The 21861-nt window shown below is 61.9% G+C and carries 24 protein-coding genes; all 24 read left to right on the top strand.

Annotated elements, in window-relative coordinates; translation table 11 throughout:
- Positions 1 to 10 precede the first annotated feature (10 nt).
- The 24 genes from H3H51_RS12805 (at position 11) to H3H51_RS12920 (ending at position 21827) form a co-directional block, all read left to right on the top strand.
- Positions 11 to 361 carry an Hpt domain-containing protein gene (locus tag H3H51_RS12805; RefSeq protein ID WP_183089447.1) on the top strand — a complete coding sequence of 117 codons (351 nt, stop codon included), beginning with the start codon at positions 11 to 13 and terminating at the stop codon, positions 359 to 361.
- Between the two features lie 76 nt (positions 362 to 437).
- Positions 438 to 1742 carry a flagellar hook-length control protein FliK gene (locus H3H51_RS12810; protein ID WP_183089448.1) on the top strand — a complete coding sequence of 435 codons (1305 nt, stop codon included), beginning with the start codon at positions 438 to 440 and terminating at the stop codon, positions 1740 to 1742.
- 205 nt (positions 1743 to 1947) lie between these two features.
- Complete coding sequence (gene fliL, locus H3H51_RS12815; RefSeq protein WP_183089449.1) at positions 1948 to 2493, top strand: flagellar basal body-associated protein FliL; 546 nt, start codon at positions 1948 to 1950, stop codon at positions 2491 to 2493.
- Positions 2494 to 2505: 12 nt separating this feature from the next.
- Positions 2506 to 3477 (top strand): flagellar motor switch protein FliM, encoded by a 972-nt coding sequence (fliM, locus tag H3H51_RS12820; protein WP_183089450.1) that lies wholly within the window; start codon positions 2506 to 2508, stop codon positions 3475 to 3477.
- Positions 3478 to 3540: 63 nt separating this feature from the next.
- Positions 3541 to 4014 carry a flagellar motor switch protein FliN gene (gene fliN / locus H3H51_RS12825; RefSeq protein WP_183089451.1) on the top strand — a complete coding sequence of 158 codons (474 nt, stop codon included), beginning with the start codon at positions 3541 to 3543 and terminating at the stop codon, positions 4012 to 4014.
- A gap of 7 nt (positions 4015 to 4021) precedes the next feature.
- The gene (gene fliO, locus H3H51_RS12830; protein ID WP_183089452.1) at positions 4022 to 4453 is read left to right on the top strand and encodes a flagellar biosynthetic protein FliO; all 432 of its coding nucleotides are present in this window, start codon (positions 4022 to 4024) and stop codon (positions 4451 to 4453) included.
- A complete protein-coding gene (gene fliP, locus H3H51_RS12835; RefSeq protein WP_183089453.1) occupies positions 4450 to 5205 on the top strand; it encodes a flagellar type III secretion system pore protein FliP in 756 nt (251 codons plus the stop codon). Before fliO ends, fliP begins: the two co-directional genes overlap by 4 nt.
- A gap of 10 nt (positions 5206 to 5215) precedes the next feature.
- Positions 5216 to 5485: a flagellar biosynthesis protein FliQ gene (gene fliQ / locus H3H51_RS12840; protein ID WP_183089454.1), complete on the top strand. Its 270-nt coding sequence runs from the start codon at positions 5216 to 5218 to the stop codon at positions 5483 to 5485.
- The gene (fliR, locus tag H3H51_RS12845) at positions 5485 to 6261 is read left to right on the top strand and encodes a flagellar biosynthetic protein FliR (protein ID WP_183089455.1); all 777 of its coding nucleotides are present in this window, start codon (positions 5485 to 5487) and stop codon (positions 6259 to 6261) included. Before fliQ ends, fliR begins: the two co-directional genes overlap by 1 nt.
- Positions 6262 to 6274: 13 nt before the next feature.
- A complete protein-coding gene (flhB, locus tag H3H51_RS12850; RefSeq protein WP_183089456.1) occupies positions 6275 to 7411 on the top strand; it encodes a flagellar biosynthesis protein FlhB in 1137 nt (378 codons plus the stop codon).
- A gap of 183 nt (positions 7412 to 7594) precedes the next feature.
- Positions 7595 to 9718 (top strand): flagellar biosynthesis protein FlhA, encoded by a 2124-nt coding sequence (gene flhA / locus H3H51_RS12855; protein ID WP_183089872.1) that lies wholly within the window; start codon positions 7595 to 7597, stop codon positions 9716 to 9718.
- Between the two features lie 12 nt (positions 9719 to 9730).
- Positions 9731 to 11059, top strand: a complete 1329-nt coding sequence (flhF, locus tag H3H51_RS12860; RefSeq protein WP_183089457.1) for a flagellar biosynthesis protein FlhF — start codon at positions 9731 to 9733, stop codon at positions 11057 to 11059.
- 96 nt (positions 11060 to 11155) lie between these two features.
- A complete protein-coding gene (fleN, locus tag H3H51_RS12865) occupies positions 11156 to 11989 on the top strand; it encodes a flagellar synthesis regulator FleN (RefSeq protein ID WP_183089458.1) in 834 nt (277 codons plus the stop codon).
- Entirely contained in the window at positions 11986 to 12732 is a 747-nt protein-coding gene (fliA, locus tag H3H51_RS12870) for an RNA polymerase sigma factor FliA (protein WP_183089459.1), read from the top strand. Before fleN ends, fliA begins: the two co-directional genes overlap by 4 nt.
- Before the next feature lie 81 nt (positions 12733 to 12813).
- Complete coding sequence (locus tag H3H51_RS12875; protein WP_090254048.1) at positions 12814 to 13188, top strand: chemotaxis response regulator CheY; 375 nt, start codon at positions 12814 to 12816, stop codon at positions 13186 to 13188.
- 19 nt (positions 13189 to 13207) lie between these two features.
- A complete protein-coding gene (locus H3H51_RS12880; RefSeq protein ID WP_183089460.1) occupies positions 13208 to 13996 on the top strand; it encodes a protein phosphatase CheZ in 789 nt (262 codons plus the stop codon).
- A 29-nt stretch (positions 13997 to 14025) separates the two neighbouring features.
- Positions 14026 to 16239, top strand: a complete 2214-nt coding sequence (locus H3H51_RS12885) for a chemotaxis protein CheA (RefSeq protein WP_183089461.1) — start codon at positions 14026 to 14028, stop codon at positions 16237 to 16239.
- A 40-nt stretch (positions 16240 to 16279) separates the two neighbouring features.
- Positions 16280 to 17401: a protein-glutamate methylesterase/protein-glutamine glutaminase gene (locus tag H3H51_RS12890; RefSeq protein ID WP_183089462.1), complete on the top strand. Its 1122-nt coding sequence runs from the start codon at positions 16280 to 16282 to the stop codon at positions 17399 to 17401.
- Positions 17401 to 18141: a flagellar motor protein gene (locus tag H3H51_RS12895; RefSeq protein WP_183089463.1), complete on the top strand. Its 741-nt coding sequence runs from the start codon at positions 17401 to 17403 to the stop codon at positions 18139 to 18141. Before H3H51_RS12890 ends, H3H51_RS12895 begins: the two co-directional genes overlap by 1 nt.
- Positions 18142 to 18156: 15 nt before the next feature.
- On the top strand, positions 18157 to 19044 hold the full coding sequence (motD, locus tag H3H51_RS12900; protein ID WP_183089464.1) for a flagellar motor protein MotD: 888 nt from the start codon (positions 18157 to 18159) through the stop codon (positions 19042 to 19044).
- Between the two features lie 52 nt (positions 19045 to 19096).
- Positions 19097 to 19885, top strand: coding sequence for a ParA family protein (locus H3H51_RS12905; RefSeq protein WP_183089465.1), 789 nt, complete (start codon positions 19097 to 19099; stop codon positions 19883 to 19885).
- A gap of 86 nt (positions 19886 to 19971) precedes the next feature.
- The gene (locus tag H3H51_RS12910) at positions 19972 to 20844 is read left to right on the top strand and encodes a CheW domain-containing protein (RefSeq protein ID WP_183089466.1); all 873 of its coding nucleotides are present in this window, start codon (positions 19972 to 19974) and stop codon (positions 20842 to 20844) included.
- Between the two features lie 95 nt (positions 20845 to 20939).
- Positions 20940 to 21419: a chemotaxis protein CheW gene (locus H3H51_RS12915; protein WP_183089467.1), complete on the top strand. Its 480-nt coding sequence runs from the start codon at positions 20940 to 20942 to the stop codon at positions 21417 to 21419.
- A 3-nt stretch (positions 21420 to 21422) separates the two neighbouring features.
- Entirely contained in the window at positions 21423 to 21827 is a 405-nt protein-coding gene (locus H3H51_RS12920) for a DUF2802 domain-containing protein (protein WP_183089468.1), read from the top strand.
- Positions 21828 to 21861: the final 34 nt, after the last annotated feature.

Consider the following 21861-nt stretch of genomic DNA (forward strand, 5'->3'; position numbering starts at 1 on the left):
GAGTGAGCTGGTGTCTGACATCCATCTGGATCAGAACGTGTTGGCGGCGCTGCAGGACGTCATGGAAGACGAATACCCGGTATTGCTGGATACCTTTCTGGCCGACTCCGACGAGCGTCAGCGCCACCTTCATCTGGCGCTGGACACGGCCGATGCCCAGGCCCTGCGCCTGGCTGCGCACAGTTTCAAAGGCAGCTGCAGCAACATGGGTGCGCCCCTGCTGGCCTCGCTGTGCAAGCAGCTTGAAGAGGCGGCTCGCCGCGAACGCCTGCAAGAGGCGCCAGCGCTGATCGAGCAGATCGAGCGTGAATTCGCCATTATCCGCATCCTCATGAAGGCCGAGCGCCAGCGCTGCCGATGACTTGTCGGCTTTGCTACAAACCTGGCCCGGCCCTTGCAAAACCCTGGATACGATTCAACCCGAGCGGAGAGTATCCATGTCCGTTGCACCTGATTTCCTCCTCCAGTCCGCGCCAGAGATTCGTCCGAAGGCGGCCCCGGCGAAAGCGCCGGATAACTCGGCGGAGCCCGTCAAGAACGAGGGTTCCAGCTTTGCCGATGTGTACGCCAAAGAGCGTCAGGTCAAGGCGGCCGAACGCAAGGAGGCTGCCGCCAAGGCCAGCCAGGCCAAGACCGATGAGGCGCCGCCCGCGGATGATCAGGCAGTCGCCGCTGCCGCCGAGGAGCCAGTGGTTGCCGAAAGCGGCAATGACTTGCCGTCTGATGAGGACGATGGCGAGGAAGCTCTGGTCGATCCCTTGCTGCTGATGGCCATGACCGGGCAATTGCCTGGTGAAGACGCGGCGGTGGCGGCCCCTGTGCAGGCTGATCCTGCTGCGGATGCCGCCTTGCAGGCTGCACTCTTGCCGGTGACGCCGGCGGTTAGCAGTGGTGCCCAGGCGACCATGACCGAGGCCAGCCATGATCCCGAACTGGATATGCTCAACAGCTTGCCCGGCGTGAAGCTGGCGCTGGAGGTCGGCGCGCAGAACCAGGCCAATGCCCAGGCGCAACTCAGCCCGGGCGCGCTGGCGGCGCAGAAGGCGGTCAGCTCCAATGAAGGTTTCGCCAATGCGCTGGCGGCTTTTGCCGGCGATAGCGTGACCACAGAAGAAGGCAAGCTGGAGAAACTGGATAGCGCCGAGTCGCTGGTTGAGGGGCTCGATAGCCTGCCCAGTGTCCGCGAAGGCCAGACCGACGCCCGCGCCGATGCCCTGGCCAGTAAGCTCAATGCCTTGAGCCAGGCGATCAGCCAGCAGAACACGGTCAGCCAGCGCTTGCCGCTGGTACCGGGGCAAGCGGTGCCGATGCAACAGGGCGGCTGGAGTGAGGCGGTGGTTGATCGCGTCATGTGGTTGTCCAGCCAGAACCTCAAGTCGGCGGAAATTCAGCTCGATCCAGCCGATCTCGGGCGCCTGGAAGTGCGCATCGAGATCAACAAGGACCAGACCCAGGTCACCTTCGCCAGCCCCAACGCTGGCGTGCGTGACCAGCTCGAAGGGCAGATGCATCGCCTGCGTGAACTGTTTGCCCAGCAAGGCACCCAGCTCGATGTGAATGTCTCCGACCAGTCGCTGGCGCGGGGCTGGCAGGGGCAGGGCGGTGGTGAGGAGTCGCGGCGCCAGGGGAGCGGTTCCCAGGCAGCTTCTTCTGCAGATGAAGAGCGCCTCACCGGCATCAGCGAAATCCGCGGTGGTGCTGCAGCTGCGGCCCCGCGAGGGCTGGTTGACTACTACGCCTGACCCTCAATAGCGGTGCAGACTGCGCCCGGTGCTGTGAAAAGCACCGGGCGCAGTCGTTTTCGGGTGACAGACGGTCAGCGCCTTGGTATATCGGCTGCCTGTGTCAGGCGCGGCGGTGCAAGCTATCTTGTTTACAAGCTGGCATAACACTTGCTCCTAAGCCTTTGACTGCTGAAGAAACACTGAATAGTGACGGATTTCTGGCATGGCCAAAAAACAAGCGCCCAAAGCTCCAACTGCCGATGCGGCAGGCGATAAGCCCGCCGGCAAGAGCAAACTCAAGCTGATCATCCTGATCGTGGTCGGGCTGTTGCTCGCCATTGGTTTGTCGGTGGGGGCCACCTGGTTCTTCCTCGGCAAGAACGCCAGCAAGGACGAAGAAGCGGAGAAAACCGAGGAGCACAGCAGCGAAGCTGCGGCACCGGTCAAGCAGCCGGCTATCTACGAGCTGGTGGCGCCGGCGTTCATCGTCAACTTCAACTACCAGGGGCGCCAGCGCTACATGCAGGTCAGCGTGGCCCTGATGGCCCGCGACCAGGCCGAGCTGGATGCACTCAAGGTACATATGCCGGTGCTGCGCAACCGCCTGGTGATGCTGTTTTCCGGTCAGGATTTCGCCGCGCTGATGACCCCGGTCGGCAAGGAAATGCTGCGCCAGCAGGCCACTGCCTCGGTGCAGGAACTGGCACAGAAGGAAACCGGCAAGATGGCGATCGAGCAGGTTCTGTTCACCAATTTCGTGTTGCAGTAGGCGGGAGTCCACATGGCCGTACAAGACCTGCTGTCACAGGATGAGATCGACGCGCTGCTGCATGGCGTCGACGATGGCCTGGTCGAGACCGAAAACGAGGCCGAGCCTGGTAGCGTCAAAAGCTATGACCTGACCAGCCAGGATCGTATCGTCCGGGGGCGCATGCCGACCCTGGAGATGATCAACGAGCGTTTCGCCCGTTACACCCGCATCAGCATGTTCAACCTGCTGCGCCGCTCGGCCGACGTGGCTGTAGGCGGCGTGCAGGTGATGAAGTTCGGCGAGTACGTGCATTCGCTGTACGTACCGACCAGCCTCAACCTGGTGAAGATGAAGCCGCTGCGCGGCACGGCGCTGTTCATCCTCGACGCCAAGCTGGTGTTCAAGCTGGTGGACAACTTCTTCGGCGGCGACGGTCGTCACGCCAAGATCGAAGGCCGCGAATTCACTCCCACCGAGCTGCGCGTGGTGCGCATGGTCATCGACCAGGCCTTCACCGACCTCAAGGAAGCCTGGCATGCGGTGATGGACGTCAACTTCGAGTACATCAACTCGGAAGTGAACCCGGCCCTGGCCAACATCGTCAGCCCCAGCGAAGTGGTGGTGGTGTCCACCTTCCATATCGAGCTGGATGGCGGTGGCGGCGACCTGCACATCACCATGCCGTATTCGATGATCGAACCGATTCGCGAGATGCTCGATGCCGGCTTCCAGTCCGATGTCGACGATCAGGACGAGCGCTGGATCAAGGCCCTGCGCGAGGACATCCTCGACGTTCAGGTGCCATTGGGCGCTACCGTGGCCCACCGCCAGCTCAAGCTGCGCGACATTCTGCACATGCAGCCGGGGGATGTGATTCCCGTCGAGCTGCCCGAAAGCGTGATCATGCGTGCCAACGGCGTACCGGCCTTCAAGGTCAAGCTGGGCGCGCACAAAGGCAACCTGGCCATGCAGGTCATCGAACCCATCGAGCGCCTGCGCTAAGCGCAGGTGCCGGGGCCCGCACTGGTCGGGTCCCTCCCAATTACAGCCCGCCGAGGAATAGCGATGGCAGACGAAGAAGAGAACACCACCCCCGAGGAACAGGCCCTGGCTGATGAGTGGGCCGCGGCACTGGCGGAGGCGGGTGACGAGCCTGGGCAAGATGATATCGACGCGCTGATGGCGCAGGGCGGCGGGGCGGCAGCTCCGGCTGCGCCGCGCGTGGCGATGGAAGAGTTCGGCAGCGGGCCCAAGCTCGGCGGTCCGGTCAGCCTGGACGGTCCGAACCTGGACGTGATCCTGGACATCCCGGTGTCGATTTCCATGGAAGTCGGCAGCACCGATATCTCCATTCGCAATTTGCTGCAGCTCAACCAGGGCTCGGTGGTCGAACTCGATCGCCTGGCCGGCGAGCCGCTCGATGTGCTGGTCAACGGCACGCTGATCGCCCATGGCGAGGTGGTGGTGGTCAACGAGAAGTTCGGCATCCGCCTGACCGACGTGATCAGCCCGAGCGAACGCATCAAGAAGCTGCGCTGAGACCGTCATGCACAAACTCCTGAGTGTGTTGTTGGCGCTGCCTCTGCTGGCCTTGGCGGACGAACCGGCGGCCAAGGCGGTAACGCCGCTGGCCGGCAGTGACATCGGCGGCCAGCTGGTGCAACTGCTGCTCGGTCTGTTGCTGGTGGTGGGGCTGATCTTCGCCCTGGCCTGGGTGCTGCGCCGCCTGCAGCAGGTTGGGCCGCGCAGTGGCCAGGTGATCAAGCTGGTCGCCAGCCAGGCGCTGGGCCCGCGTGACCGGCTGCTGCTGGTACAGGTTGGCAGCGAGCAGATCCTGCTCGGCATCAGTGCCGGACGTATCGCCCCGTTGCATGTGCTCAAGGAACCGGTGGCGCTGAACACCAGTGAAACGGCCACGCCGGAATTCGCCCAGCGCCTGATGGAGCTGCTTGGCAAGGATCAGAAGGACAACACATGAGCGCCTGGCGCATTCTGCTGACCCTGCTGCTGGCCCTGGCCGCACCGCTGGCGTTTGGCGCCGACGATCCGCTGTCGATCAAGGCCATCACCCTCAGCACCAATGCCCAGGGGCAGCAGGAGTATTCGGTCAGCCTGCAGATCCTGCTGATCATGACGGCGCTGAGCTTCATCCCGGCGTTCGTCATGCTGATGACCAGCTTCACCCGGATCATCATCGTGTTTTCCATCCTGCGTCAGGCTTTGGGCCTGCAGCAGACACCGTCAAACCAGATCCTGATTGGCATGGCCTTGTTCCTGACCATGTTCATCATGGCGCCGGTGTTCGACCAGATTAACCGCGAGGCCCTGCAGCCTTATCTGAATGAGCAGATGCAGGCGCAGGACGCGATCGCCAAGGCCGAAGGGCCGATCAAGAGCTTCATGCTGGCGCAGACCCGCGCGTCCGACCTGGAGCTGTTCGTGCGCCTGTCCAAGCGTACCGATATCGCCTCGCCGGATCAGGCGCCGCTGACCATCGTCATCCCGGCCTTCGTTACATCCGAGCTGAAAACCGCGTTCCAGATTGGTTTCATGATCTTCATCCCGTTCCTGATCATCGACATGGTGGTGTCCAGCATCCTTATGGCGATGGGTATGATGATGCTGTCACCGCTGATCATTTCGCTGCCGTTCAAGATCATGCTGTTCGTCCTGATCGACGGCTGGGCGCTGATCATGGGCACGCTGGCCGGCAGTTTCGGCACTCTATAGCGAGGTTCAGATGACTCCGGAAATCGCTGTCGACCTGTTTCGCGAGGCGCTCTGGCTGACGGCCATGATTGTCGGCCTGATGGTGCTGCCGAGCCTGCTGGTGGGCCTGCTGGTGGCGATGTTCCAGGCGGCCACGCAGATCAACGAACAGACCCTGAGCTTCGTCCCGCGCCTGCTGGTGATGCTGTTGACGCTGATGTGGGCGGGCCCCTGGCTGATCCGTCAGCTGATGGAGTACACCCAGAACCTGATCCAGAACATTCCGTTGCTGATCGGCTGATGCTCGAACTAAGCAATGCGCAGATCGGCGGCTGGGTAGGGCAATTCCTCCTGCCGCTGTTCCGTATCGCCTCGATGCTGATGGTGATGCCGGTGATCGGCACCCAGCTGGTTCCGACGCGGGTGCGACTGTACCTGTCGCTGGCGATCTGCCTGGTGCTGGCACCGAACCTGCCACCGATGCCACAGGTCGACTCGGTCAGCCTGCAGTCGATGCTGCTGATTGGCGAGCAGGTGCTGATCGGGGTGATGTTCGGCCTGGTCCTGCAGCTGTATTTCCACCTGTTCACCGTGGCCGGGCAGATCATCGCCATCCAGATGGGCCTGGGCTTCGCCTCCATGGTCGACCCCACCAACGGCGTGTCGGTCCCGGTGCTTGGTCAGTTCCTGCTGATGCTGGTGACCCTGCTGTTCCTTGCGATGAACGGCCATCTAGTGGTGTTCGAGATTCTCGCCGAGAGCTTCGTCACCTTGCCGGTTGGTCAGGGGCTGTTGCTCGATCATTACTGGTCGCTGGCCGGCAAGCTCAGCTGGGTGATGGCCGCTGGCTTGCTCCTGGCCCTGCCGGTGGTGACCGCCTTGCTAGTGGTCAACCTGGCGTTTGGTGTGATGACCCGTGCGGCGCCGCAATTGAACATCTTCTCCATCGGTTTCCCCCTGACCCTGGTGCTCGGCCTGGTAATTTTCTGGCTCGGGCTGACCGACTTCCTGGCGCATTTCCAAGCGCTGACCAGCGAAGCCTTGCTGCAACTGCGCGAATTGGCTCGGATACGCTGAGGAGACGACTGCCATGGCAGAAAGCGAAAGCGGCGCGGACAAAAGCGAGGAACCCACCAGCAAGCGCCTTGAAGAGGCGCGCAAGAAAGGGCAGGTGGCGCGTTCGCGCGAACTCAATACCCTGGCTGTGATGCTGGCCGGTTCCGGCGGGCTGCTGTTCTACGGTGGGCAGATGGGCGCCGCGATGGCGGACCTGATGCGCACCAACTTCAGCCTGCCGCGTGAAGTGCTGATGGATGACGGTTCCATGGCGCGCTACCTGTTGGCCTCGGGCATGGACGCGCTGATGTCCCTGCAGCCGCTGCTGACATTGCTGCTGATCGCCTCCATCGTCGGGCCCATTGCGCTCGGCGGCTGGCTGTTCTCCGGCGAAGCGATGATGCCGAAGTTCAGCCGCATGGACCCGCTGGCTGGGCTCAAACGGATGTTCTCGACCAAGGCCCTGGTGGAGCTGCTCAAGGCCTTGGCCAAGTTCACGGTGATCCTGCTGGTGGCGCTGGCGGTGCTCAAGTCGGATCAGAAGGACTTGCTGGCGATTGCCAACGAACCGGTCGAACAGGCCATCCTGCACAGCCTGGTGATCGTCGGTAAGAGCCTGCTGTGGCTGGCCTGCGGGTTGATTCTGATCACTGCGGTGGATGTGCCGTTCCAGCTCTGGGACAGCAAGCAGAAGCTGATGATGACCAAGCAGGAAGTGCGCGACGAGTACCGCGACAGCGAGGGTAAGCCCGAGGTCAAATCGAAGATCCGCCAGATGCAGCGGCAGATGGCCGAGCAACGCATGATGCAGAAGGTGCCGGAGGCCGACGTGGTGATCACCAACCCGACGCACTTTGCCGTGGCCCTCAAATACGACCCGGCCAACGGCCAGGCGCCGCAACTGCTGGCCAAGGGTGGCGATTTCATGGCGCTGAAGATTCGCGAGATCGCCCAGGAGCACAAGGTCACCCTACTCGAATCGCCAGCGCTGGCGCGTGCGGTGTTCTATTCCACCGAAATCGACCAGGAAATCCCTGCCGGCCTGTATCTGGCGGTGGCCCAGGTACTGGCCTACGTCTACCAGCTCAAGCAGTTCCGTTCGGGCAAGGGCAAGCGCCCGGTGCCGCTGAAAGATCTGCCGATTCCGCCGGATCTGCGCCGCGACGAATAACCTGCATCTCGCCGCTCCTGGCCCAGGCGAGCGGTGCGCTAGCCACCCTGTAAATCGGCAGGGTCGAGCCGGCTGGTGATGTTCTTGGCCTGTTGCTGACGTTCTGGAACACTTCTTGCGATAGCCCCAGCGTGACGCGCTTTTGCGTCAAAAGATTGAATCGGCTGGGGAACACGAGTGGCACTGGATCGCGCGCAAATCATCGGTGACGTACGCAGTAACCTGTCGGGGTTGCGCCACGGCAACTTGGGTATCCCATTGATGCTGCTGGTCATGCTCGCCATGGTCATGCTGCCGATCCCACCGTTCCTGCTCGACGTGCTGTTCACCTTCAGCATCGCCTTGTCCATCGTGGTTCTGCTGGTGGCGATCTACGCCCTGCGCCCGCTGGACTTCGCCGTATTCCCCACCGTGCTGCTGGCCGCGACGCTGTTGCGCCTGGCACTAAACGTGGCCTCGACGCGGGTGGTGCTGCTGCACGGCCAGGATGGCCACGACGCCGCGGGCAAGGTGATCCAGGCCTTCGGTGAAGTGGTGATCGGCGGCAACTACGTCGTCGGTATCGTGGTGTTCGCCATCCTCATGATCATCAACTTCGTGGTGGTCACCAAGGGTGCCGGGCGGATCTCCGAAGTCAGCGCGCGTTTCACCCTGGATGCCATGCCCGGTAAGCAGATGGCCATCGACGCAGACCTCAACTCCGGCCTGATCGACCAGCCCGAAGCCAAGCGCCGGCGGACCGAAGTCGCCCAGGAGGCCGATTTCTATGGCTCGATGGACGGTGCCAGCAAGTTCGTTCGCGGTGATGCGGTTGCCGGCCTGCTGATCCTGTTCATCAACCTGATCGGCGGCATGGCCATTGGCATCCTGCAGCACGATCTGGCGTTTGCCGAGGCAGGGCGCATCTACACCTTGCTGACCATCGGTGACGGCCTGGTGGCGCAGATCCCGTCGCTGCTGCTGTCTACCGCCGCAGCGATCATGGTGACCCGCGTTTCCACCTCGGAAGACATGGGCGCCCAGGTGACGCGACAGATGTTTGCCTCGCCGCGTGCGCTGGCCGTATCGGCAGCCATCATGATTGCCATGGGCCTGGTGCCCGGCATGCCGCATTTCTCCTTCATCAGCCTCGGCCTGGTTGCTGCCGGCGCCGCCTACTGGATCGCTAACAAGCAGCGCCAGACCAAGGAAAACGAGGTCAAGGAAGTCCAGCGTCAGCAGGAATTGCTGCCGGCGCAGCGCGCTCAGGAAGTCAAGGAACTGGGCTGGGACGACGTGACCCCGGTGGACATGGTCGGCCTGGAGGTTGGTTATCGGCTGATTCCGCTGGTGGACCGCAACCAGGGAGGCCAGCTGCTTGCGCGGATCAAGGGTGTGCGCAAGAAGCTGTCCCAGGAAATGGGCTTCCTGATGCCGTCCGTGCATATCCGCGACAACCTCGATCTGCTGCCCAACGCCTATCGCTTGACGTTGATGGGCGTCAGCGTGGCCGAGGCCGAGGTGTATCCGGAGCGTGAGCTGGCGATCAACCCAGGGCAGGTGTTCGGCACCCTCAACGGTATCGCCGCCAAAGATCCGGCGTTCGGCCTGGAGGCGGTGTGGATCGACCCGACCCAGCGCGACCAGGCTCAATCCCTGGGTTACACCGTGGTGGACGCCAGTACGGTGGTCGCCACACACCTGAATCAGGTGCTGCACAAGCACGCCCATGAGTTGCTGGGGCACGAAGAAGTGCAACAACTCATGCAGTTGTTGGCCAAGAGCTCGCCGAAGCTGGCTGAAGAGCTGGTGCCGGGGATGGTGTCGCTGTCCACGCTGCTCAAGGTGCTGCAGACCCTGTTGCAGGAGCAGGTGCCGGTGCGGGACATCCGCAGCATCGCCGAAGCCATCTCCAACGTGGCGCCAAAGAGTCAAGATCCCGCCGCGATGGTCGCCGCGGTGCGCGTCGCGCTTTCTCGCGCAATCGTGCAAAGCATTGTGGGACTAGAGCCAGAGCTGCCTGTGATCACGCTGGAGCCCAGGTTGGAACAGATATTGCTCAATAGCTTGCAGAAGGCTGGTCAAGGCTCCGAGGACGGTATCCTCCTCGAACCTGGCATGGCTGAAAAGCTGCAACGCTCCCTGGTGGAAGCGGCGCAGCGCCAGGAAATGCTCGGCAAGCCAGTGATCCTGCTGGTGGCCGGTCCGGTCCGGGCGATGCTCTCGCGCTTTGCGCGGCTCGCTGTGGCCAACATGCATGTCCTGGCTTATCAGGAAATACCGGATAACAAGCAGGTCACAATCGTCGCTACGGTTGGCCAGAACTGAGGGCTGTAAGCCATGCAAGTCAAACGCTTCTTCGCTGCCGATATGCGTACTGCCATGAAACTGGTGCGCGATGAACTGGGTGCCGATGCATCCATCATCGGCAACCGCCGGGTGGCCGGTGGCGTCGAGCTGACTGCCGCGCTGGACTACCAAATGCCCACGCCGCCTGCTCGTCAGCCCAATCTGGCGCTGGAAGCCGAGCTGCGCAAAACCCAGGCGCAGATCGCCACGGCTCAGGCCGAGCTGATCAGCCGCGCTGCGGTCGATGAGCACAAGGATCGCCAACTGTTCGCCAATGAGTCGCTGGTGGCCCCTGAGCTGCTGGCCACGCCGGTCAAGGCGTCGCGTGCGCAACCGGTGGCAGCAGCAAAACCTCAACTGCAGGCTGCCGCCATGGACCAGCGTGCGCTGGATGCCATGCGCTTTGAGCTGCACGGTCTGCGCGAGCTGATCGAAGTGCAGCTGGGCTCGATCGCCTGGGGCCAGCTGCAGAACCGCAAGCCGCAACAGGCCAACCTGTGGCGTCGCCTGCAGCGCATGGGCCTGTCTGCCGAGCTGTCACGGGTGCTGCTGGAGCGCGTGTCCAAGGTCGCCGAGCCGCGCCAGGCCTGGCGTATGCTGCTGGCGCACCTGGCGCATGCGATCAAGACGCCGAAGGTCGAGCCGATGGAAGAGGGCGGTGTGATCGCCCTGGTCGGCCCTGCCGGCATGGGCAAGACCACCACGCTGGCCAAGATGGCTGCGCGCTACGTCCTCAAGTACGGCCCGCAGAGCATCGCGCTGGTCAGCATGGACAGCTTCCGTATCGGCGCCCAGGAGCAACTCAAGACCCTTGGCCGCATCCTTAATGTGTCGGTGACTCAGGTCGATCCGGGGCAATCGCTGATCCAGGCCCTGGCGCCGCTGGCACGCAAACGTGTGGTGTTGATCGATACCGCCGGCCTGCCAGGCAGCGATCCCGCGCTGCGCCTGCAGCTGGAAAGCCTGGCCAGCCGCGGGGTGAAGTCGAAAAATTACCTGGTTCTGGCTGCAACCAGCCAGAGCCAGGTGCTCAAGGCGGCCTACCATAGCTACAAGCAGTGCGGCCTGGCGGGCTGCATTCTGAGCAAGGTGGATGAGGCAACCAGCCTGGGCGAGGTTTTAGGGCTGGCTATCGGCCAGCATCTACCGGTAGCCTATCTGGCTGATGGGCCAAAGATTCCGGATGATCTGCAAGTGCCGCGCAGTCACCAACTGGTGAGCAGAGCTGTTAGCCTGCAGGCCGCAGAGGATCCCAGCGAAGAAGCCATGGCGGATATGTTCGCCGGCCTGTACCAGCAACCGACGCGTCGCGCCGGCTAAGGCAGGCGATAGCGGCCAAGGCGATCTAGTGTTGAGGAAGGGTCGGTGTGGTTTCCCGACCAGCCCAGTCCAGGCAAGACAAGGTATTGAGAGAACATGGGTAGTATTCATCCCGTACAGGTGATCGCGGTGACCGGTGGCAAAGGCGGGGTCGGCAAGACCAACGTCTCGGTGAACCTGTCGCTGGCGCTCGCCGATCTTGGCCGCAGGGTCATGTTGATGGACGCCGACCTCGGTCTGGCCAACGTCGACGTACTGCTGGGGCTGACCGCCAAACGTACGCTAGCCGATGTGATTTCCGGCGAGTGCGACCTCAAGGACGTGCTGATCCAGGGGCCTGGCGGCATTCGTGTCGTGCCGGCGGCCTCCGGCACGCAGAGCATGGTGCAGCTGACACCGTCGCAGCATGCCGGCCTGATCCAGGCGTTCAGCGACATCAGCGACAACCTCGACGTACTGGTGATCGACACTGCCGCCGGCATCGGTGATGGCGTGGTCAGCTTTGTGCGCGCCGCCCAGGAAGTGCTGGTGGTGGTCTGCGACGAGCCGACTTCGATCACCGACGCTTACGCGCTGATCAAACTGCTCAATCGTGATTACGGCATCAGCCGTTTCCGCGTGCTGGCCAATATGGCCCACAGCCCGCAGGAAGGTCGCAACCTGTTTGCTAAGCTGACCAAAGTGACTGACCGTTTCCTCGATGTGGCCCTGCAGTATGTGGGCGCTGTGCCGTACGACGAGTCGGTACGCAAGGCCGTGCAAAAGCAGCGCGCGGTTTATGAAGCTTTCCCGCGCTCGAAGTGCGCACTGGCGTTCAAGGCGATAGCCCAGAAAGTTGACACGTGGCCGTTGCCGGCCAATCCGCGTGGCCATCTGGAGTTTTTCGTCGAGCGTCTGGTGCAGCAACCGATCGCGGGCACGGCGGTATGACAGCAGCCACTGGACTCCGTATGTATACCAAGGCGCGGGCGCAGGATTCCCAGCACCAATTGATCGAGCGCTATGCGCCTCTGGTCAAGCGCATTGCCTATCACCTGCTGGCCCGCTTGCCGGCCAGCGTCCAGGTGGACGATCTGATGCAGGCCGGCATGATCGGCCTGCTCGAAGCGTCAAAAAAATACGACGGTGGCAAGGGCGCCAGTTTCGAGACCTACGCCGGTATCCGCATCCGCGGCGCCATGCTGGATGAGGTGCGCAAGGGTGATTGGGCGCCGCGTTCGGTGCACCGAAACAGCCGAATGGTCAGCGATGCGATCCGTGTAATTGAAGCGCGGACGGGAAGAGACGCTAAAGATCAAGAAGTTGCGGCCGAACTCCAATTGAGTCTCGAGGATTACTACGGCATTCTTGGCGACACTTTGGGCAGCCGGCTGTTCAGTTTCGACGACCTGTTGCAGGACGGCGAACATGGCGGGATGCACGAAGACAGCAGCAGTGCCCAGGCCGAACCTCTGCACGAACTGGTAGATGAGCGCTTTCAGGCGGCCTTGGCCGATGCAATTGCCCATTTGCCGGAGCGTGAGCGCCTGGTGTTGTCGCTGTATTACGACGAAGAACTGAATCTCAAGGAAATCGGCGAAGTATTGGGGGTCAGCGAATCCCGTGTCAGCCAGTTACATAGCCAGTGCGCCGCACGCTTGCGCGCCCGGTTGGGTGATTGGCACGCGCGCTGATGCACTACCGATTTCATGATTGCGACGCACCCGGGTGCCGGTGGCGTTTAGGACTGTACGGAGGTCGACTTGGACAAGAACATGAAAATCCTCATCGTTGATGACTTCTCAACGATGCGACGGATCATCAAGAACCTCTTGCGCGATTTGGGCTTTACCAATACCGCCGAGGCCGATGACGGCGTGACAGCACTGCCGATGTTGCAGAGCGGCAGCTTCGATTTTCTGGTGACCGACTGGAACATGCCCGGGATGACCGGCATCGACCTGCTGCGCGCAGTGCGTGCGGATGATCGCCTGAAAACCCTGCCGGTGCTGATGGTGACCGCAGAAGCCAAGCGCGACCAGATCATCGAGGCCGCCCAAGCCGGGGTAAACGGCTACGTGGTCAAGCCGTTCACGGCCCAGGTGCTGAAGGAAAAGATCGAAAAGATCTTCGAGCGGGTTAACGGCTGATGTTTGCCGCGAGGGCACTATGGCTAACGATGATTCCACTCTGGGCGAACTTGAGTCGACCCTGAAGGTACATGCCCGCCAGCTCGTCGAAAGCCTGGAAAAAGGTCGTTTCGGTGAGGCGGTGCAACTGATCCACGAACTGAATCAGACTCGCGATCGCGGGCTTTATCAGGAAGTGGGCAAACTTACCCGTGAATTGCATAGCGCGATCGTCAATTTCCAGATCGATCCGCGCATGCCGCATGCCCAGGAAATCTCCCAGATTACGGACGCGACCGAGCGTCTGTCCTATGTGGTGCAGATGACCGAGAAAGCGGCCAACCGTACCATGGACCTGGTCGAACAGAGCGCACCGCTGGTCAATGACCTGGGCGATGAAGCGCAGAGCCTTAGCGCCGATTGGGGCAAATTCATGCGCCGCGAGCTGGGTGCCGAAGCTTTCCGCGAGCTGGCCAAACGCATTGAGCTGTTCCTCGCCCGCAGCGAGCGCGACAGCCAGAAGCTGTCCGGGCATTTGAACGACATTCTGCTGGCGCAGGATTTCCAGGACCTGACCGGTCAGGTGATCAAGCGCGTAACCCAACTGGTTACCGAAGTAGAGAGCAATTTGCTCAAGCTGGTGCTGATGGCCAGTCATGTTGACCGCTTCGCTGGCATTGAACACGACGTGAACGAGTTGCGTGTTGAGCAAGAACAACAAAAAGAGCCTTCCCGGGGTGAAGGTCCGCAGATTCATGCCGATAAGCGTGAGGACGTCGCATCCGATCAGGACGATGTCGATGATCTGCTGTCCAGCCTGGGATTTTAAGGCTCTAACAGAGCCTTTGGAGCGCACCGATGAGCTTCGACGCCGATGAAGAAATCCTCCAGGACTTCCTGGTAGAGGCCGGCGAAATTCTTGAACTGTTGTCCGAACAACTGGTTGAGCTGGAAAGCCGACCGGATGACACGGACCTGCTCAATGCGATTTTCCGTGGGTTCCATACCGTCAAGGGTGGCGCGGGCTTTCTCCAGCTCAACGAGCTGGTGGAGTGCTGCCACATCGCGGAAAACGTGTTCGACATTCTGCGCAAAGGCGAACGGCGGGTTACCGCCGAGCTGATGGACGTGGTGTTGCAGGCACTGGACTCAGTCAACGAAATGTTCAGCCAGGTACGGGAACGTGCCACGGTTACTCCCGCTACTCCCGAGCTGCTTGAAGCGCTGGCTCGCCTGGCCGAGCCAGAGAGTGCGGACGAACTGGTCGCCGACGACGAGCCGGAAGTTGAAGTCGAAGCGGTTGCTGATAACGATATTTCCGACAGCGAGTTCGAACAACTGCTGGACGCCATCGCCGAGCCGGCGGCTGCCGCGCCGGCACCGGCTAGCGCGCCAGCCTCCGGTGATGAAATCACCGACGACGAATTCGAAGCCTTGCTGGACCAATTGCACGGCAAAGGCCAGCCAACCGCTGTTGCTGCAGCGCCGGCTGCGGCACCTGCGGCCGCTGCAGCACCCGCCAGTGGCGATATTACTGACGACGAATTCGAGGCCTTGCTCGATCAGCTGCATGGCAAGGGCAAGTTCGTTGCTCCGGCCGATGAGCCAGACGAGCCGCCGGTGGTCACGGCGAAAGCCGCGCCAGCAGCTCCGGCGTCGGGCGAGAACATCACCGATGACGAATTCGAAGCTTTGCTCGATCAACTGCACGGCAAGGGTAAATTCAGCGAGGACGCGGTACAGCCGGCTCCCGCTGCTGAAGTAAAGGCTGCGCCCGCTGCGAAACCGGCGGCAAAGCCCGCGGCCAAACCTGCCGCCAAAGCGGTGGCACCTGCCAAACCTGCGGCCAGCCCGACACCAGCACCTGCTCCGGCTGCCGACAAGGCACCGGCGGCTGCCAGCGAGGCGGAAACCACGGTTCGTGTGGACACCGCTCGGCTGGACGAGATCATGAACATGGTCGGCGAGCTGGTGCTGGTACGTAACCGCCTGGTACGCCTGGGGTTGAACAGCGGCGATGAGGCAATGGCCAAGGCAGTGTCCAACCTCGACGTGGTCACGGCTGACCTGCAGACGTCGGTGATGAAGACCCGCATGCAGCCGATCAAGAAAGTCTTCGGCCGCTTCCCGCGCCTGGTTCGCGATTTGGCGCGCCAGCTCAAGAAAGAGATCAATCTGGAGCTGGTCGGTGAAGAAACCGACCTCGACAAGAACCTGGTTGAAGCGCTGGCCGACCCGCTGGTCCACTTGGTACGCAACGCGGTCGATCACGGCATCGAAATGCCTGAGGAGCGCGAGGCTTCAGGCAAGGCACGCGGCGGACGAGTAGTTCTGTCTGCCGAGCAGGAGGGTGATCACATCCTGCTGTCGATCTCCGATGACGGTAAAGGCATGGATCCGGAAATCCTCCGCGTCAAGGCGGTGGAGAAGGGCCTGCTGGACAAGGATGCGGCGGATCGCCTGAGCGAGACCGAATGCTACAACCTGATCTTCGCCCCGGGCTTCTCGACCAAGACCGAGATTTCCGACGTGTCCGGTCGCGGTGTCGGCATGGACGTGGTGAAGACCAAGATTTCCCAGCTCAACGGCATCATCAACGTGCACTCGGCCAAAGGCCAGGGCTCGAAGATCATCATCAAGGTGCCGCTGACCCTGGCGATCATGCCAACTCTGATGGTGATGCTGGGCAATCAGGCTTTCGCGTTCCCGCTGGTCAACGTCAACGAGATTTTCCACCTTGATCTGTCGCGCACCAACGTGGTGGATGGCCAGGAAGTGGTGATCGTGCGTGACAAGGCCTTGCCGCTGTTCTACCTCAAGCGCTGGCTGGTGCGTGGCGCCGCCTACGAAGAGCAGCGCGAAGGGCATGTGGTGATTCTCACCGTCGGCAGCCAGCGTATCGGCTTCGTGGTCGACCAGTTGGTTGGCCAGGAAGAGGTGGTGATCAAACCACTGGGCAAGATGCTGCAAGGTACGCCAGGCATGTCCGGGGCTACCATTACTGGTGACGGGCGCATTGCCCTGATCCTCGATGTGCCGAGCATGCTCAAGCGCTACGCACGTCGCATCTGATTGATTGCGGGCTGGGTCATCCAGCCGCTCAGGAGTGTTTATGGCTGTCAAAGTCCTGGTGGTGGATGACTCCGGCTTCTTCCGCCGCCGGGTCTCGGAGATTCTCTCTGCCGACCCGAATATCCAGGTTGTTGGTACGGCCACCAATGGGCGCGAAGCCATCGATCAAGCGCTGGCATTGAAGCCGGACGTGATCACGATGGACTACGAGATGCCGATGATGGACGGCATCACCGCCGTGCGAAACATCATGCAGCGCTGTCCGACGCCGGTTCTGATGTTCTCATCGCTGACTCACGAAGGCGCGCGCGTCACCCTCGATGCGCTGGACGCCGGCGCAGTCGACTTCCTGCCGAAGAATTTCGAAGATATTTCGCGCAATCCGGAGAAGGTCAAGGCGCTGCTGTGCGAGAAGGTTCATTCCATTGCCCGCAGTAACCGCCGTTACAGCGGCTTTAGCCAACCTGCACCTACTGCTGCACCTGCCAGTAGCGCGCCGGTGGCGCGCAGTACGCCTGTTGCGCCGGCAGCGCCGGCTTCTGCTGGTCGAACTTCTGGCTCTGCGCATGCCGCAGGCGGCGGTGCCAGCCCAAAGCGTAAATCCTACCGGCTGGTGGCCATCGGCACCTCTACGGGCGGGCCGGTGGCGCTGCAGCGCGTATTGACCCAGCTGCCAGCCAATTTCCCAGCGCCTATCGTCTTGATCCAGCACATGCCGGCAGCCTTCACCAAGGCCTTTGCCGAGCGTCTGGACAAGCTGTGCCGGATTTCCGTCAAGGAAGCCGAGGATGGTGATCAGCTGCGTCCTGGCCTGGCCCTGCTGGCGCCAGGTGGCAAGCAGATGATGGTCGATCCGCGCGGTGTAGTGCGTATCCTGCCCGGCGACGAGCGTCTGAACTACAAACCCTGTGTCGATATCACCTTTGGCTCGGCAGCCAAGTCGTTCAATGACAAGGTGCTGGCCGTGGTGCTGACGGGCATGGGCGCAGACGGCCGCGAAGGCGCGCGCCTGCTCAAGCAGAGTGGCAGCCAGGTGTGGGCGCAGGATGAAGCCAGTTGTGTGATCTATGGCATGCCCATGGCCATCGTCAAAGCGGACCTCGCTGACGCCGTGTACAGCCTCGAAGATATCGGCCGGCATCTGGCCGAGGCCTGTATCTGATGGATGCACTTAGTCTCATTGGTATCATCCTGGCGTTCGTCGCCATCCTCGGTGGCAATTATCTCGAGGGTGGCCACGTCGGGGCGCTGATCAATGGGCCAGCGGCACTGATCGTCATCGGCGGCACGCTGGGCGCTGCATTCCTGCAGGCCCCGGTCAACGTATTCAAGCGTTCGCTGGCCATTCTGCGCTGGATCATCTTCCCGCCGCGTATCGATCTGGCCGGTGGCATCAATCGTGTGGTTGGCTGGAGCATGGCGGCGCGCAAGGAAGGCCTGCTCGGCCTGGAGCCGATTGCCGACAGCGAGCCCGATCCTTATGCCCGCAAGGGCTTGCAGCTGTTGGTCGATGGCGCGGAGCCAGAGGCCATTCGCAGTATTCTTGAAGTCGATCTGTATACCCAGGAAGGCCGTGATATCCAGGCCGCCAAGGTATACGAGAGCATGGGCGGCTACGCGCCGACCATCGGCATCATCGGTGCGGTCATGGGCCTGATCCATGTCATGGGCAACCTGGCTGACCCAAGCAAGCTGGGCAGCGGTATTGCCGTCGCATTCGTCGCCACCATCTACGGTGTGGCGTTCGCCAACCTGTTGCTGCTGCCCGTGGGCAACAAGCTCAAGGCGATTGCTGCACGCCAGTCGCGTTACCGCGAGATGTTGCTGGAGGGCATTCTGTCGATTGCCGAAGGCGAGAATCCGCGCTCCATCGAATTGAAGCTGCAAGGCTTCATGGACTGACGGAGTGGGGGGCATATGGCTCGGCGGCGTCATCAGGAAGAACACGAGAATCACGAACGCTGGCTGGTCTCCTACGCGGATTTCATCACCCTGCTGTTCGCTTTTTTCGTGGTCATGTATTCGATTTCATCGATCAACGAGGGCAAATACAAAGTGCTCTCGGAAAGCCTGGTAGGCGTCTTCAGCGAGCCTGAGCGCTCGATCAAGCCGATTCCCGTGGGCGATGAGCGGCCGCGTACCACCGAGCCGGATCGCTCGATGGTGGAAGACAACCCGAACAGCACGACATCGATCGATAATCCGGGCTCCGATCCCCTGCAGGAAATCGCCGCCAGCGTGCAGGATGCTTTCGGCGACCTGATCAACTCTAACCAGTTGACCGTGCGCGGCAACGAGTTGTGGATCGAGATCGAACTGAACTCCAGCCTGCTTTTCCCCAGTGGTGATGCGGTACCTAACGATATGGCGTTCACCCTGGTCGAGAAGGTCGCGAAGATCCTCGCGCCCTACGAGAACCCGGTGCACATCGAAGGCTTTACCGACAACCTGCCGATCAACAGCGTGCAGTTCCCCAGTAACTGGGAGCTTTCTACCGCGCGTGCCGCGAGCATCGTGCGGATGCTTGCAGCGGATGGGGTCAATCCCGGGCGCATGGCGGCGGTGGGTTACGGTGAATTCCAGCCGGTGGCCGACAATGCCACGGCTGAAGGGCGTGCTCGCAATCGACGGGTGGTGCTGGTGATCTCGCGCAATCTTGATGTTCGGCGCAGTATCAGTGGCGTCGGCAGCAGCAAGGCACAGCCGGATGCCGCGTTGCAGAGGGCTGGCACGCAATCTGCACCAGCGTCCCCTGTCACGGGGTCTATTCCTGGATCCGTCAATAATTCGACGCCTGCCCCATGAGGCGCCAATCAGTTCTCGGTAAGGCTGCAGCTACGCCGGGAGGACGACGAAGATGAAAGTCTGGGCAGTAGCCAATCAAAAAGGTGGTGTCGGCAAGACCACCACATCCATTGCACTCGCCGGCTTGCTGGCCGATGCGGGCAAGCGCGTGGTGGTGGTCGACCTCGACCCGCACGGCTCGATGAGCAGTTATTTCGGCCATGATCCAGACACCCTGGAGCACAGCAGCTTTGACCTGTTCCAGCACCAGGGCAACGTGCCGCGTGGCCTGCCGGCCAGCCTGCTGCTGCCCACCAGCCATCCGAATATTTCCCTGCTGCCATCCAGCACGGCGCTGGCCACGCTGGAGCGGCAGTCGCCGGGGCAAAGCGGCCTGGGGCTGGTGATCGCCAAGAGCCTGGCGCAGATGTGGGACAAGTTCGACCACGCCATTATCGACAGCCCGCCGCTGCTGGGCGTGTTGATGGTCAATGCATTGGCGGCCAGCCAGCAGTTGGTGATCCCGGTGCAAACCGAGTTTCTTGCGGTAAAAGGCCTGGAGCGTATGGTCAGTACCTTGGCCATGATCAATCGCTCGCGCAAGCAGGCGCTGCCGTACACCATCGTGCCGACGCTGTTCGACCGCCGTACCCAAGCCTCGCTGAATACCCTGCGGGTGCTGCGCAATTCCTACGCGGAGCACCTGTGGCAGGCCTATATCCCGGTGGATACGCGCCTGCGCGATGCCAGTCGGGCCGGACAAACGCCCTCGCAATTCGATAACAACAGTCGCGGCGTGATTGCCTACCGCGCCTTGCTCAAGCACTTGTTGGCCGGGCAGACGGCCAGTCAGGTAGCCTGAATGCGAGACTATGCTGAACAGACAGGTTCAAGACATCCGTCACATCTGCCGATAGGCTGTACAGCCCCTTCATCTGGAACGCCGTCATGAGTCGTACCGCTGCCACCGCTACCCGTCCCCAGCTGGCTTTGCAGTCCTATCTGGACGCATTGCTGCAGGATGCGGCTGCCGAGCTGGAGGAGAGTGTCGATCTCGACGAGTTCGAGGCTGCCGTGCTTGAGGAACAGGTGCGCGATTCGCGCCGCGATGCCCCCAAGCCTGTGCTCAGTGTTGCAGCGCTGGAGCGCCCTGTGGCGTTGGCCGAGGCCAAGCCCTTGGTACTGCCGACCTTCGAACTGCCCCAGGCGGATCTGCCGGAAGAGGTGCTCGAAGTAGCGCCAGCGCCTGTCGTGGCGCCTCCCGTGCAGGCGGTCGTGGTCGAAGCGCTGGTGGATTTGCAGCCGGCGCTGAAGAAAGAACCGGCAAAGCTGACCAGCGAAGGGCGCCCCGAATGGGCGGCAGAGCCCTTCGAGTGTCTGCTGTTCGACGTGGCCGGTCTGACGCTGGCCGTGCCGCTGGTGTGCCTGGGCTCCATCTACCCGTTGGCCAATGCCGAGCTGACTCCGTTGTTCGGCCAGCCGGACTGGTTTCTCGGTATCCTGCCAAGCCAGGCCGGCAACCTGAAAGTATTGGATACCGCGCGCTGGGTCATGCCGGAGCGCTATCGCGAGGACTTCCGCGAAGGCCTGCAGTACGTGATTTCGGTCGAAGGCTATGAGTGGGGGCTGGCGGTGCATCAGGTCAGCCGCTCGATTCGCTTGCAGCCGGATGAGATCAAGTGGCGCAGCCAGCGCAGTCAGCGGCCATGGCTGGCGGGCACGGTGATCGAACACATGTGCGCGCTGCTGGATGTGTCGGCCCTGGCCGAACTGATCGCCAGTGGCGCCACGCGCAAGGGCGCTCCCGCCCGCGCACAATGAATTCAGCGGGCTGCGCGGTACGCGTGGCTCTATAGTAATGACAGCGGGGTTCACCCGCGTATGCCGCCATAGCGGTTCTTGACGAGGCTAGGGACATGAAGAAAACGTCTGCGCAAGGTTCCGAAGATCCCATTCTGCAGTGGGTGACCTTCCGCCTGGATAACGAGACCTACGGCATCAACGTGATGCAGGTTCAGGAGGTGCTGCGCTACACCGAGATCGCTCCGGTGCCGGGCGCCCCCAGTTATGTGCTGGGCATCATCAACCTGCGCGGCAACGTGGTGACGGTGATCGACACCCGTCAGCGTTTCGGTCTGGATTCCGCAGCCGTTACCGACAACACCCGCATCGTCATCATCGAGGCCGACAAGCAAGTGGTCGGCATCATGGTCGACAGCGTGGCGGAAGTGGTTTATCTGCGTCAGTCCGAGGTCGAGACCGCGCCCAACGTGGGTAACGACGAGTCGGCCAAGTTCATCCAGGGTGTCTGCAACAAGAACGGCGAGCTGCTGATCCTGGTCGAACTGGACAAGATGATGACCGAGGAAGAGTGGTCCGAGCTGGAGAGCATCTGAGCCATGCTCGAGATCGCGGTGGCCGTGCTTGGCCTCTTCTGCATGCTGCTTGCGGGTACCTGCTTCTGGCTGGTGACGTCCCTGCGGCAGCAGGCGCAGATGCAGGCTGAGCGTGATGCCTTCCGCGATCAGCGGATCAAGGAGTTGAGCCGCCGCCTCGATACCTACCTCACCGGCAGCATTCGCATGGGTGAGGAGTTACATGAGCTGCGTCGGGTTGTGGCGCCTCTGCCCGATAAGCTCAACCAGATGGAACAGCGTGATCCTTCCAGCCTGTCCTTCACCCAGGCCGCACGCCTGGTGGGTATGGGGGCCAGCGTCGATGACCTGACTCATTCCTGCGGCTTGACCAAAGCCGAAGCCGAGCTGGTCAGCAAACTGCACAAATCACAAAAACAGAACTCCTGAGTGTCGTTGGCTCTTAGTTCCTGTAGTTCTTGAT

Source organism: Aquipseudomonas ullengensis (genome assembly GCF_014174475.1).
GTDB lineage: Bacteria > Pseudomonadota > Gammaproteobacteria > Pseudomonadales > Pseudomonadaceae > Aquipseudomonas > Aquipseudomonas ullengensis.